Here is a 12716-nt window from a genome sequence, read left to right on the forward strand (position 1 = left end):
GTGACCGGGACCGGTCGCGATCTCTGTCGTCCACGATCCCGGCCCCCGCTCGTCGCCACGAGGGAGCGGCCTCCCGACTTCGGGGTGTAGCCCGCTCCACCCTCGGCCACCCCCGGTCGCCTTCGGCCCTGAGCCGCTGTGCCGACGCGCGATTGTCGGTGCCGGATGTCACGCTGAAGTCCCAGGACCTGCGAAAGGGAATCGACGTGATCACCACCGACCTCACACCCGGCTCCCCCTGCTGGCTCGACCTAGGTGCCCCCGACGTCCGGGCCACCGCGGCCTTCTACGGCGCGGTGCTGGGCTGGGAGTACGAGCCCATGGGGGGCGAGGGGGAGGAGATGGAAGGGGGGATGTTCCAGAAGGACGGCAAGACCGTCGCCGGGCTCGGCAAGCTCACCGAGGAGGGCGCGCGCTCGGCATGGATGATCTACTTCACCGTCGACGACGCCGACGCCACGGCCCAGGCCGTGGAGCGCGCGGGCGGCACGGTGCGGGTGCCGACGAGGGACCTCGAGGACTGGGGTCGGATGGCGCAGTTCAACGACCCGCTGGGCGGCCAGTTCGCGGTCTGGCAGCCGGGGAAGAACACGGGCTTCGAGCTGGTGGACAAACCGGGCTCGCTGTCCTGGACCGAGCTGTACACGAGCGACGCCGCGGCCGCCAAGGAGTTCTACGGCGGTGTCCTCGGCTGGCAGTTCGGCGACATGGAGCTGCCGGGCGGCGGGGGCACGTACACCCTGATCACGCCCGCCGGGCTTCCCGAGGAACGTATGCAGGGCGGCCTCATGGAGGTCACGAAGGAAAACCTCGCGCCGGCGAACGGGCGGCCGTACTGGCACCCGGTGTTCGCCGTCACCGACTGCGACGCCGCGGTCGCCAAGGTCACCGAGAACGGCGGCAGCGTGCAGATGGGACCGACGGACGCGGAGGGTGTCGGCCGGCTGGCCGTCTGCCTCGACCCGTCGAACGCGGACTTCGTGCTGCTCACCCCGGCCCGGGGGACGACCTGAAGGCCGGTGGGCGGTCCTGCGCACCCGTGTCCCAGCGGACCGGCCGAGGGCGCTCACAGGGCGGCGGCGTCGCGCTGATCGAGGTCGCGCAGGTCCAGCGAGCGGATCCGCGCGGCCTCCTCGGCGGTCCGCCCGCCCCGGTAGAGTCGAGGCCGGTGACCTGGTAGGCGGAGTGGACGCAGCCCGGGTCGACCGCCCTGCCGCCGAAGGTGCCCCGCAGCCACCGCTCCCGCTCGGAGCGGGCGGCGACGCCGGAACCAACCGAAGTCGCGGGCGAAGACCTCCGACCGGTCCGGGTCGGCTTCTCGAACTCCAGCCGGGCCAGGTCGGCCACCTTGATCACCGGGTTGCGGGACCGCCCCGGGTGCTCGCCGCGCAGGGCGCCCTGTTCGCTGTGGAGGTCCTGGTGGGGCGTCCGAGGCATGGTCTCCGCCAAGAGGCGTCGCGCAGGAAGCATCACCGTAATGAGGAAATCATCAGATTTGACAGAATTCTCGTTCGAGGCGCATCGGAAAGAATGATGGAACCATCAGAAGTGCTGTTACTTCCGTTGTGGCGGCTAGACTCTGGGCATGTCTTCGTCAGCCCCGCCCCGCAACCGCTTCGAACGGCGCCGCGCCGAGACCCGTGGGGCGCTCGTGCGCGCAGCCCGGCAGATCCTCGCCGAGACGGGGGACACCAGCGCGAGCATCCAGGCGATCGCGGAGCGCGCGGACGTCGGCTTCGGCTCGTTCTACAACCACTTCGAGTCGAAGACGGAGCTGTTCGACGCGGCGGTGCGGGACGCCCTCGAAGAGCTCGGCCAGACCTTCGACGAGCATCTGCAGGGCATCGACGACCCGGCGGAGCTCGTCGCGGCGGGCTTCCGGCTCGGCGCCCGCATGGCCACCTCCCGGCCCGAACTGATGCAGGTCCTGCGCCACCGCGGACTCGGTCACATCCACGCCGACTCGGGCCTGGCCCCGCGCGCCGTGCGTGACCTGGAGGTCGGTGTCGCCTCGGGCCGGTTCACCGTCACCGACCCGACCGTCGCGCTGGCCGCCCTGGGCGGCTCCCTGCTGGCGCTGGTCGAGCTGCGGTTCGCCCGGCCGGAACTCGACGGCGACGAGGCCGCCTCGAACCTGGCCGAGATGCTCCTGCGCATGCTGGGAGTCCCGCCGGAGGACGCCCACGACGTCGCCCGGCGTCCGCTGCCCGACCTCGACTGACGAGCGGCCGAGCCCGCGGCGGACGCCGCCGACCGGTCACGCGGACGACGCGTCCGGGCGGAAGGTGACCCACTCGCCGGTGAAGCGGGCGCCGATCCCGCTCTCCGCGGTGGTGACCGACCGCAGACGCGGCCCCTCGGGGGTGTTCCGCACGGTCGACGACGGTGCCGCCGACCAGCGACACCGCGACGGACGTGGCGGACGTGGCGGACGTGACGGACGTGACGGACGTGACGGACGTGACGGCGAGGATCCCTCGCAGGCTCCCCGGGGCGGGGGAACTCGCGAACAGGCGTCACCGTGACGCGGCACGCTCACGGGCTCCTCGTCGTACGGGGACTGGTGCACGCGCTTTCCTCGCGGGAAGGCCGGGTTGTTCGGGGAGGTCGGGGGCTCCCGCGCTGACGCGCTCGGGGTCGGGGCGGGCGAGCCGGTGGATCCGGGTGGCGGCGAGGTCGCCGTCCGCCCCCGCCGCGATCAGTGCGGCGGTCGCGCTGCGTGTGCCGTCGTCGCGCCAGGTCCCGGCGTTCACGCACTCCAGGAGAGCCAGGAGAAGCCCTTCGAGCGCTCTGCTGAGCGGGCCGGGCGGAACGCTGGTCCGGAAGACGCCCTGCTCCCGGCCTCGTTCGATGATCGACCGTGCGATGTCGCGGGCGGGGGCGAGGATCTCGTCGACGCGCTCCGGCCTCAGGTCCTGCGGCGAGAGCCTGAGCAGCGTGCGATAGCGGTCGCCGACGGGCCACAGGGCCAGGATGAAGCGTGCCATCGAGGTGGCGGCGTCGGCGTCGGGGTCGGCGTCGGGGTCGCGGTCGGTCATGGCCGTCAGGGCGCGGCGCAGCGCCTCCGCCGCCTCCGCGGCCAGCCCCTCGATCAGCGCGGGCCGGCCGCCGAAGTGGTCGTAGACGGTGCGGCGTACCACGCCGGCGGCTTCGGCGATGTCGCCGAGGCTGCTGTCGGGGTCGCGGCCGAGTTCCCGCCGTGCGGCTTCGAGGATGCGGGCCCGGGTGAGCTGTGTCTGTCGGCGTCCGCCGCCTGTGACGAGTGGGCCGGTCATGTCGGACCTCCGGTCGTGTCGGACCTCCGGTCGGGGGTGGGAGGACGACTCGATACTTGCACACCGATGAGCAATAAACTAGCCTGCACATCGTTGGGCAAATAACTGGCCGCCCATGGTGCCGCTTCGCCCCCGCTTCACCCTGAGGAGCTTCCGATGCCGCTCTTTGTCAGCACACCCGCCGAGAAGATGACCGAGCCGTATCCACGGCGCTGGTGGGCCCTGCTCGTCCTGTGCCTGAGCCTGCTGATCGTGGTCATGGCGAACACATCGCTGATCGTGGCGGCGCCGGACATGACGGAGGACCTCGGGCTCTCCAGCAGCGACCTGCAGTGGGTCATCGACGGCTACACCGTCCCGTACGCCGCGCTGATGCTCGTGCTGGGCTCGATAGGCGACAAGTACAGCCGTCGCGGCGCGCTGATCCTGGGGCTGCTGATCTTCGCGGGCGGCTCGGTGACGGGCGGACTGGTCGACGGCGCCGACCAGGTCATCATCGCCCGCGCGATCATGGGCGTCGGTGCCGCCGTCGTCATGCCGGCCACTCTGTCCCTGCTCGTGGCGATGTTCCCGAGGGCGGAGCGCGCCAAGGCCATCACGGCCTGGAGCGCCACCTCCGGCCTCGCCATCGCCGTCGGTCCGCTGGCCGCCGGCTGGCTGCTGGAGGACCACGCCTGGGGCTCGACCTTCCTGATGAACGTTCCCCTCGCGGTCCTCGGCGTCGTCGGCGCACTGCTCCTGGTGCCGCCGTCGAAGGCGGAGAACCTGGGCGCGATCGACTACGTCGGCGGTCTGCTCTCGATCGTCACCGTCGGCAGCCTGGTCTACGCGACCATCGAGGGCCCGCACTTCGGCTGGGGCGCCGGTCCGATCGCCGCCGCCGTGGTCGCCGCCGTCGGCCTGCCGGGCTTCGTCGCCTGGGAGCTGCGCCACCCCCACCCCATGCTGGACGTCCGCAAGTTCGGGAAGCGCCCCTTCAGCGGCTCCATGCTCGCGGTGCTGTTCTTCTTCTTCGGCACCTTCGGCGCGATCTACTACTCCACCCAGTTCCTGCAGTTCGTCCTCGGCTACAACGCGCTGGAGACCGGCGTACGGCTGCTGCCGCTGGCCGGGGCCGTCTTCGCCGGCGCCGCGGTCACCGGGCGGGTGGCTCCCAGGCTGGGCGTGAAGCCGGTGGTCGGCGCCGGCATGGTGATCGGCACCGCAGGGGTCTTCCTGCTCACGCGGATCGAGTCGGGCTCGACGTACACCGACTTCCTGGCGCCTCTGCTGCTGCTCGGTTTCGCGATCGGCCTGAGCCTGTCCCCGGCCACGGACACCATCATGGGCTCCTTCCCCGAGTCGGAGCTGGGCGTCGGCGGCGGCGCCAACGACACCGCGCTGGAACTCGGCGCCTCCCTCGGCATCGCCGTCCTGGGCTCGCTGCTCGCCACGTCCTACAAGGACAAGCTGGCCGACCTGGTCGGCGGCCACCTCCCGGCCGCCGCGATGGACACCGCCAAGGACTCGGTGGGCGGCGGCCTCGCGGTCGCCGAGCAGGTCGCGAAGAACCCCGACGGCGGACCCCAGCAGGCCCAGAGTCTCATCGAGGCGGTCCACGAGTCCTTCGCCCACGCCATCGCCCACACCAGCCTCGTCGGCGGTGTCATCATGGCCGCCGGAACCGTGGTCGTCCTGCTGGTCCTGCCCGGCCGCAAGGCCGCCGGCGAGCACCGTCAGCCGGAACCGTCGGCGGCGGAGGCCGACCGGGACGGGGAGTACGCCGACTCGGTCCACTGAGCCGGTGCGGACGGGCACCGGTACGCCGCACGGGCGGGTACGCCTCCCGACGAGGCGTACCCGCCCGTGCGGCGTACCGTCGACACTGTGGACGTCACCGCGGACAGTCTCATAGCTCGTGCCGCGCATCATGAGCTCAGCCGGAGCGCGGACACGCTGATCGCCGACGTGGAGCGGTGCCTGCGGCGCGAAGTCCCGGAACTCTGGGAGGACCCGGGCATCGCCCACATGACCTCGCAGAACATCGCCGAGCACCTCCTCGGTGCGCTGGCCGACCTCGAGCACGGCATCGAGCCGAGCCGGATCGGTCCGCCCGCCGCCAGTGTCGAACGCGCCCGTCGGCTGGCCCGGCACGGGATACCCGTCACGGCGATGCTGCGGGGGCACCGGCTCGCCCAGGGCATCGCGCTCGACCGGCTGCTCGACATCCTGCCCCGGCTGACCAGAGACCCCGATCTGATCAGCGCGGCGACACGCAGACTGGTCGGGACGACGACCGGGTACGTCGACCGCGCGTCCGAGCAGGGCGTCGTGGCGTTCCAGGAGGAACGGGACCGCAGACTGCGGTGGCGGCTGTCGATGGTGAACGAGGCCGGCCTGCGCATCGGCACCACCCTGGACATCACCCGCACCGCCCAGGAACTGGCGGACCTCGCCACCGAGCACTTCGCCGACACCGTCACCGTCGACCTGCTCGACGGTGTGCTCCACGGAGACGACACCCCGGCGCAGACACCCCTCGTCCTGCGCCGGCTCGCCCGGCGGTCGGTGACCGGTGACGACGACCAGGCACCTGCGATCACACCGCAGGAGATCCACACCTACCCGGACGGATCACCGCCGGCCCGCGCCCTGACCACCGGCCGGCCCTCGCGGCACCACGCCGACGGCAGCCGCACGGCGGAGCCGCACCCGATCCACTCCACCCTGGTGGTGCCGCTGCGCGCCCGCGGCACCACCCTGGGCGTCGCCCGGTTCTCCCGCCGGCGCAACCCCGACCGCTACGACGACGAGGATCTGCTCCTCGCCCAGGAGATCACCGCCAGGGCTGCCGTCGCCGTCGACAACGCACGCCGCTACACCCACGCCCGCACCACCGCCCTCAGCCTCCAGCGCAGCCTGCTTCCCTCGCGCATGCCGGAACAGTCCGCCGTGGAGGTCGCCTGCCGCTACCTGCCCGCCGGCGCGCAGGCCGGCGTGGGCGGTGACTGGTACGACGTCATCCCGCTGTCCGGCGCCCGGGTCGCCCTCGTCGTGGGCGACGTGGTCGGCCACGGCATCCGTGCCGCCGCCACCATGGGCCGGCTGCGCACCGCCGTACGCACCCTGGCCGACATCGACCTGCCGCCCGACGAACTCCTCACCCACCTCGACGACGTCGTCCTGCGCCTGTCCGCCGAAGCCGCCACCGACCCGGACACCGCGGCCGACGGAGGCGTCGAGGCCGACGGGGACATCGGCGCCACCTGCCTGTACGCGGTCTACGACCCCGTCAGTTCCTGCTGCACCCTGGCCCGCGCGGGCCACGTACTGCCCGCCGTGGTGCGCCTGGACGGCAGCGTCGACACCCTCGACCTGCCACCGGGCCCGCCGCTCGGCCTGGGCGGCCTGCCGTTCGAGACTGCGGAGGTCGAGCTGCCCGAGGGCAGCCTCCTCGCCCTCTACACCGACGGCCTGATCGAAGCCCGCGACCACGACGTCGAGACCGGCCTCACCCTCCTCCACCAGGCCCTCGCCCGGCCCGCCCCCTCCCTGGAGGCCACCTGCGACACCGTCCTCGAAGCCCTGCTGCCGCCCCGCCCGGACGACGACGTCGCCCTCCTCCTGGCCCGCACCCACGCCCTCGGGGACGGCCAGGTCGCCGGCTGGGACCTGGAGCCCGAACCCGCCGCGGTCCCGCGGGCCCGGGCGAGCGTCTCCCGGCAACTGAGCGCCTGGGGCCTGGACGAGCTCGACTTCACCACCGAACTGGTCGTCAGTGAACTGGTCACCAACGCCATTCGCTACGGTCGGCCCCCCATCCGGCTGCGCCTCATCCTCCCCCAGACCCTTGAGGGGCTGGGAGGCGCCCCCATCCGCAGCCTCCTGTGCGAGGTCTCCGACACCAGCAGCACCACCCCGCACCAGCGCCGCGCCCGCGTCCACGACGAGGGCGGCCGCGGCCTGTTCCTGGTCGCCCAACTCGCCGAACACTGGGGCACACGGCACGCCCGCCACGGCAAGACGGTCTGGGCGGAACTGACGGAACTGGCCGAACTGGCGGAACTCGACGAGACGGTGACGATGCCGGGCTGATCGTGGACGGGTGGAGTGACGCACGGGGCGGTGATGAGGGCCACCCGGCGGGCGAGAGCACGATCACGCGAGGTGACGCGCTATTGGCCATGAACCCGACACACGGTACCGTCGCTCTGATATCGACGACGGCATCACGGAAGCCGGTGGGAATCCGGCACGGTCGCGCCACTGTGGTCGGTCCGCCTCTCTCGACGGGGCGCACCGCGAGTCAGACCCGGGACCGTCGTCCTGTGCACCACCGAGATGGGACGCGTACTCCCAGAGGAGGCCCTGCCATGGCTCAGCATGTCGCCCAGCCGACCGTCAACACCCCCGTCGTGCCCGCAAAACTGCCCCTGAAGGCCATCGCCCCGTGGGCGGTCTTCTTCGGCGTCCTGATGCTGGTCCTGCTGTACTTCGTCGGCGCCGAGCAGGGCGCCACCTCCGTCGTCTCCGGCGGGGACGTCCACGAGTGGGTGCACGACGCCCGCCACCTCCTCGGCTTCCCCTGCCACTGACCTGAGGGACGCCGTACACCACATGAACTCCGCAACGGTAAGAAACCTGCTCGTGCGGGGCATGCTCGCCGGCCTCGGCGCGGGCGTGCTCGCCCTGATCGTCGCCTACTTCCTCGGTGAACCGAACGTCGACAGCGCCATCGGCTTCGAGGAGTCCCACGCCCCCGCCCACGAGCACGAGGTCGAACTCGTCTCCCGCAGCCTGCAGTCCACCGCCGGTCTCGCCACCGGGGTGCTGGTCTACGGGGTGGCCTTCGGCGGCATCGCCGCCCTGGCCTACTGTTTCGCGCTCGGCCGCGTCGGCCGCTTCGGCCCCCGGGCCACGGCACTGCTGCTGTCGACAACCGCCCTGCTCGCCGTGTACGTCGTGCCGTTCCTGAAGTACCCGGCCAACCCGCCGTCCGTCGGCGACCCGGACACCATCGGCAGGCGCACCACGCTGTACTTCCTGATGATGCTGCTCAGCGTGCTGCTGACGATCGCCGCCGTGATCGTGGGCAAGCGGCTCGCGCCGAAGCTGGGCAACTGGAACGCCACCGTCGTCGCCGTCCTCGGCTTCGTGCTCGTCATCGGGCTGGCGTACGCGTTCCTGCCCGTCGTCAACGAGGTCCCGGGGGACTTCCCGGCCACCCTGCTGTGGCGGTTCCGGCTCTCCGCCCTCGCGATGCAGGCCACGCTGTGGGCAGGCTTCGGCCTCGTCTTCGGCGAACTGGCCGAGAGACTCCTGCACCCGAAGCCCGCCCCACTGTCCGCGGGCACGGCGGTGGCCGCACCGCACTGACATGACCGACACCACGAGAGGGCCCGCGGAACCGTCCGGGGGCCCTCTCGCGTTCTCCGGGCAGCGACAGCGACGACTCGGACCGTGGACATGCCGCAGCGGCCCGGACGGCCGGCAGGGTCCGACAACGCGAGCAGCGGAGAGCACGAGTGAGCAGACGGCCACAGTCGCGCCGCGTCACCCTCGCGGGCCGCGAGGCGGTCGCCCTGACCCCGCAGGAGTACGAGCAACTCATCGCGAGCCGACGGCGGATCGGCGGCCGGAGCGCCCGCGTGCGCGTGCTCGGCCGGCAGGCGAAGCGGTCCGAGCGGCTTTTGGACGAACTGGAGACACTGGTCGCGGTCCCCGGCCCGGGGCTGCGAGCGGGCGGACGTGGACCCCGACTGCCCGCGCTGCGCGACAGCGGCACTGCTGCGCCGTCACCGTGACGCGGCATCATGACCCGCCGGAGTGAGGCTCGGCCGGGTCAAGGGGATGCCCGACCCGCAGGTTCCAGCGGCCGCTTCGCCCGCTGATCGTGGTGGCTGTCAGCGGCGGCACGTCGACCCGCCAGAAGGCCGCGGGGGAAGCCCCCAGCACGTGGACCACCGCGGCCCGCACGACCTCCGGTTCGACGACGGCGAGCGTACGGCCGTCCAGGTCCTGGGACGTCTCCAGCCAGCGCGTCACCCGCCCGCACAAGTCCTCGACGGACTCCCCGCCGTGGGGCGCGGACGCGGGATCGGCGAGCCAGCGGGCCACCGCCTCCGGCTCGCCGGCGCCGACCTCGGCGAGGGTCAGGCCCCGCCAGCGCCCCACGTCGAGCCCCGCCAACTCGTCCGCCTCCACCGCCTCCGCCGTATCGAGACCGAGTGCGGCCGCCGTCTCCCGGCAGCGCACACTGGGAGACATCACGATCCGCACGGCCGCGGGCAGGGTTCCGGCCGCGGCACGGGCCCGGGCCTCCCCGCCGTCGTCGATCGAGCTCCCGTCGTCGAAGCGGGCCTGACGCAGCGACGAGTTCGTCGCGGGCGAGACGAAGACGACACGGCTGGTCACGTGGTGGCTCCTCGTGGTGCGGTCATGGACGTTCATGGTCGGTCATGAGTGGCTGGACCGCCCCCATCACCGTGGGCCCAGGAACCGTATGTGCGGACGGTCGTCCGGGCCGGTGCGGGTGACGGTGGCGCGTACGCCGTAGACGTCGGCGATGAGGGTCTCGGTGAGGACGTCCTGCGGGCTGCCGCAGGCCACCACCCTGCCCTGCCGCAGGACGACGAGCCGGTCGCAGTACATCGCGGCCAGGTTCAGGTCGTGCAGCGCGACGACGCTGGTGAGGCGGAGTTCCGTGATCAGCGTCAGCAGGCCGAGCTGGTGCTGGATGTCCAGGTGGTTGGTGGGCTCGTCCAGCAGCAGTTCCCGTGGCTGCTGGGCGAGGGCGCGGGCGATCTGGACGCGCTGGCGCTCACCGCCGGAGAGAGTGTGCCAGGGGCGGTGCGCCTTGTCGGTCAGGCCGGTGCGGTCCAGTGCGGAGCGGACGGCCTCCTCGTCCTCGGGCGAGGCGGGCGTCCAGGCCCGACGGTGCGGGATCCGGCCGAGGCGCACGACGTCGAGGACGCTCAACGCGACCTGGGTGTCGGCCTGTTGCTCGACCACGGCGACACGCTGGGCGACCGCGCGGCGCCCCACCCGCTCCAGCGGGCGGTCGTCGAGCGTGACGACGCCGGCGGCCGGGGAGATCACGCCGGCCAGCAGACGCAGCAGGGTGGACTTGCCCGAGCCGTTCGGGCCGAGCAGGCCGGTGACGGTTCCGGGGCGTGGGGTGAGGCTGACCCCGTCCAGGACGAGCGTGCCGCCGGCCGTGTGGGCGACCCGCTCGGCACGCAGTCCGGTGCCGCCGTGGGTGCCGTCGTCGGTGCCGGTCATCGCGTACCCCTGGTCCGGTACAGCACGAGGACGAACGCCGGGACGCCGATCAGTGAGGTCACCACGCCCACCGGCACCTCCTGCGGGTCCAGTACGGTCCGGGCGAGGGTGTCCACCCACACCAGGAACACCGCGCCGGCCAGCGCGGTGGCGGGCAGCAGCCGGGTGTGCCCGGGGCCGGTCAGCGCGCGGGCGGCGTGCGGGAGGACGAGGCCGACGAAGCCGATCGCCCCGGCCGAACCGACCAGGGTGGCCGTCAGCAGGGCGGTGGCGCACAGCAGGACCAGCCGGGTGCGCGCCACGCGCACGCCCAGGGAGGCGGCGGCGTCCTGCCCGAACGCGAACGCGTCCAGCGTCGTCGCGTGGGCGGCGCACACCAGCAGCGTCGCCACCAGTACCGCCAGGCCCACGCCCACATCGCTCCAGCCGGCCCCGCTGAGCGAGCCGAGCAGCCAGAACAGCACCCCGCGCGTGGTCTCCGCGTCGGCGGCCGTCATCACCACGAACGAGGTGAGCGCGGAGAACAGCTGCATGGCCGCAACGCCGGCCAGGACCACCCGGTCCGTGGTGCCGCCGAGGGTGTGGCTGAGCAGCAGAACCAGCGCGAAGGAGACCGCCGCGCCCAGGAACGCGCCCCCGGAGACCGACAGGACACCACCGCCCACGCCGAGTACGACGACCAGGACCGCGCCGGTCGAGGCGCCGGAGGAGACACCGAGGACGAAGGGGTCGGCGAGCGGATTGCGCAGCAGGGACTGCATCACCGCGCCGCACACGGCCAGGCCGGCCCCGCACACGGCGGCGAGCAGCGTGCGCGGCAGCCGCAGGTTCCACACGATCCCGTCCCGGATCGGCGTCAACCCCGCCTGCCCCCAGCCGAGATGGGCGGCCACGGTCGCCCAGACGTCACCGACCGCGATGTCGGCCGGGCCGATGGTGATCGCCACGGCGACGGACGCGCACAGCAGCGCGAGACCGGCCGTCCACGGCAGCGAGCGACGCAGTCCGCGCACCGCTGCCGGCGCCTCTGACGACGGGGCGCAGCTCATCCCCCGAGGCCGTACGCGCGCAGCGCAGCCGCCACCTTCTCCACACCCTCGACGGTCCGGACGGTCGGGTTCATGGACTGCCCGGACAGCAGCACGTACCGCTTCTTCCTCACCGCGGTCATGTTCTTCGTGACCGGGTCGGACTCCAGGAACTCGATCTTCTTCGCCGCGGTTTCGGCCGTCTGCTGCTTACGGCTCAGGTCGCCGATGACGAGCACGTCGGGGTCGCGGTCGGCGACGGTCTCCCAGTTGACCTGGGGCCACTCCTCGTGGGTGTCGTCGAAGGCGTTCTTCGCGCCGAGTTCACGGGTGATGATGCCGGGGGCGCCGCAGCAGCCCGCCAGATACGGCGACCGGGAGTCGGCGAACCAGTACATGAGGCTGACGTTCTGGACGTCGAGCCCCGAAGTGGCCTTCTCCACCCGGGACTTCAGTTCGGAGACCAGCTTCGTGCCGCGTTCCTCCACGCCGAAGATCCTCGCCAGTTCGGTGACTTCGCCGTGGACCGCGTCCATCGTCAGCGGCTCGGTGCGCGAGCCGTCGCCGTCGCCGGTGTTGTCCTTGCCGACGCAGTCGGCGGGGGAGAGGTAGGTGGGCACGCCCACCTTCTCGAACTGCTCGCGGGTGGCGACGCCGCCCTTGCCGAGGGTGGAGGCGAACGAGGAAGCCACGAAGTCGGGTTCGGCGTCCAGGACCTTCTCGAACGAGGGGGCGTTGTCGGCCAGCCGCGTCACCTTCGCACTCGCCTTCTCCAGCCCCTTCGCCACCGGGTCGGTCCAGGTGGCGGTGCCCACCATGCGGTCGGCCAGCCCGAGGGAGAGCATGATCTCGGTCGTGCCCTGGTTGAGGGAGACCGCCCGCCGCGGAGGGCCGTCCACGCGGACCTGCTGCCCGCAGTTGTCGAGCGTGACCGGATAACCGGCGGAGCTCCCCGCCGCCGAGCCCTTGGCCGACGAGGCCGACGAGGCGGGGGAACCGCCGCAGCCGGTCAGCAGCAGGGTGCCGGCCAGGAACAGCACGGCAGGACGGACGGGGCGTGCGAGCGGCACGGAACTTCCTTCGGCGTCGAGGGCCCTTGCGCGAAGCCCGGTCGTACGGTGCTCCCCCGGCCGTTCTCCGGCGTCGGAGGCCG

At 72.4% G+C, this 12716-nt stretch carries 12 protein-coding genes, 1 pseudogene and 1 riboswitch; of the genes and pseudogenes, 7 read left to right on the plus strand and 6 right to left on the minus strand.

Annotation, left to right across the window (positions count from 1 at the left end; all coding sequences use genetic code 11):
• Positions 1–206: 206 nt before the first annotated feature.
• Positions 207–1013, plus strand: a complete 807-nt coding sequence (locus OG289_RS38595; RefSeq protein ID WP_327318648.1) for a VOC family protein — start codon at positions 207–209, stop codon at positions 1011–1013.
• Between the two features lie 199 nt (positions 1014–1212).
• Here the strand turns inward: OG289_RS38595 and OG289_RS38600 are convergent.
• Positions 1213–1437, minus strand: a pseudogene (locus OG289_RS38600) (VOC family protein); the annotation flags it as partial.
• A 148-nt stretch (positions 1438–1585) separates the two neighbouring features.
• Between OG289_RS38600 and OG289_RS38605 the strand changes: the two are divergent.
• Complete coding sequence (locus tag OG289_RS38605; RefSeq protein WP_327318649.1) at positions 1586–2221, plus strand: TetR/AcrR family transcriptional regulator; 636 nt, start codon at positions 1586–1588, stop codon at positions 2219–2221.
• A 295-nt stretch (positions 2222–2516) separates the two neighbouring features.
• Here the strand turns inward: OG289_RS38605 and OG289_RS38610 are convergent, their stop codons facing one another.
• Entirely contained in the window at positions 2517–3275 is a 759-nt protein-coding gene (locus OG289_RS38610; protein ID WP_327318650.1) for a TetR/AcrR family transcriptional regulator, read from the minus strand.
• Between the two features lie 156 nt (positions 3276–3431).
• Here OG289_RS38610 and OG289_RS38615 point away from each other — a divergent pair, with 156 nt between their 5' ends.
• The 5 genes from OG289_RS38615 to OG289_RS38635 all read left to right on the plus strand — a co-directional run bounded on the left by OG289_RS38615 (position 3432) and on the right by OG289_RS38635 (position 9058).
• Entirely contained in the window at positions 3432–5054 is a 1623-nt protein-coding gene (locus tag OG289_RS38615) for an MFS transporter (RefSeq protein ID WP_327318651.1), read from the plus strand.
• Positions 5055–5141: 87 nt separating this feature from the next.
• On the plus strand, positions 5142–7349 hold the full coding sequence (locus OG289_RS38620) for an ATP-binding SpoIIE family protein phosphatase (protein ID WP_327318652.1): 2208 nt from the start codon (positions 5142–5144) through the stop codon (positions 7347–7349).
• A gap of 86 nt (positions 7350–7435) precedes the next feature.
• A riboswitch (cobalamin riboswitch) is annotated at positions 7436–7591 on the plus strand.
• 36 nt (positions 7592–7627) lie between these two features.
• Positions 7628–7849 (plus strand): CbtB domain-containing protein, encoded by a 222-nt coding sequence (locus tag OG289_RS38625; RefSeq protein ID WP_327318653.1) that lies wholly within the window; start codon positions 7628–7630, stop codon positions 7847–7849.
• Between the two features lie 22 nt (positions 7850–7871).
• On the plus strand, positions 7872–8630 hold the full coding sequence (locus OG289_RS38630) for a CbtA family protein (protein ID WP_327318654.1): 759 nt from the start codon (positions 7872–7874) through the stop codon (positions 8628–8630).
• A gap of 149 nt (positions 8631–8779) precedes the next feature.
• Complete coding sequence (locus OG289_RS38635; protein ID WP_327318655.1) at positions 8780–9058, plus strand: hypothetical protein; 279 nt, start codon at positions 8780–8782, stop codon at positions 9056–9058.
• Positions 9059–9065: 7 nt separating this feature from the next.
• Here the strand turns inward: OG289_RS38635 and OG289_RS38640 are convergent, their stop codons facing one another.
• The 4 genes from OG289_RS38640 to OG289_RS38655 all read right to left on the minus strand — a co-directional run bounded on the left by OG289_RS38640 (position 9066) and on the right by OG289_RS38655 (position 12633).
• Positions 9066–9668 carry a histidine phosphatase family protein gene (locus OG289_RS38640; RefSeq protein WP_327318656.1) on the minus strand — a complete coding sequence of 201 codons (603 nt, stop codon included), beginning with the start codon at positions 9666–9668 and terminating at the stop codon, positions 9066–9068.
• Between the two features lie 66 nt (positions 9669–9734).
• Complete coding sequence (locus OG289_RS38645; RefSeq protein WP_327318657.1) at positions 9735–10535, minus strand: ABC transporter ATP-binding protein; 801 nt, start codon at positions 10533–10535, stop codon at positions 9735–9737.
• Entirely contained in the window at positions 10532–11584 is a 1053-nt protein-coding gene (locus OG289_RS38650) for a FecCD family ABC transporter permease (protein WP_327318658.1), read from the minus strand. The genes OG289_RS38645 and OG289_RS38650 overlap by 4 nt, the downstream gene beginning before the upstream one ends.
• Complete coding sequence (locus OG289_RS38655) at positions 11581–12633, minus strand: ABC transporter substrate-binding protein (protein WP_327318659.1); 1053 nt, start codon at positions 12631–12633, stop codon at positions 11581–11583. Before OG289_RS38655 ends, OG289_RS38650 begins: the two co-directional genes overlap by 4 nt.
• Positions 12634–12716: the final 83 nt, after the last annotated feature.

Origin of the sequence: Streptomyces sp. NBC_01235 (assembly GCF_035989285.1) — a bacterium.
In the GTDB taxonomy this organism is placed as follows: domain Bacteria; phylum Actinomycetota; class Actinomycetes; order Streptomycetales; family Streptomycetaceae; genus Streptomyces.

Excerpts from the sequence above, each read along its gene's own strand:
- OG289_RS38605 (WP_327318649.1), top strand. The coding sequence starts at position 1,586 with ATGTCTTCGTCAGCCCCGCCCCGCAACCGCTTCGAACGGCGCCGCGCC.
- OG289_RS38610 (WP_327318650.1), bottom strand. The coding sequence starts at position 3,275 with ATGACCGGCCCACTCGTCACAGGCGGCGGACGCCGACAGACACAGCTC.
- OG289_RS38615 (WP_327318651.1), top strand. The coding sequence starts at position 3,432 with ATGCCGCTCTTTGTCAGCACACCCGCCGAGAAGATGACCGAGCCGTAT.
- OG289_RS38625 (WP_327318653.1), top strand. The coding sequence starts at position 7,628 with ATGGCTCAGCATGTCGCCCAGCCGACCGTCAACACCCCCGTCGTGCCC.
- OG289_RS38630 (WP_327318654.1), top strand. The coding sequence starts at position 7,872 with ATGAACTCCGCAACGGTAAGAAACCTGCTCGTGCGGGGCATGCTCGCC.
- OG289_RS38645 (WP_327318657.1), bottom strand. The coding sequence starts at position 10,535 with ATGACCGGCACCGACGACGGCACCCACGGCGGCACCGGACTGCGTGCC.
- OG289_RS38650 (WP_327318658.1), bottom strand. The coding sequence starts at position 11,584 with ATGAGCTGCGCCCCGTCGTCAGAGGCGCCGGCAGCGGTGCGCGGACTG.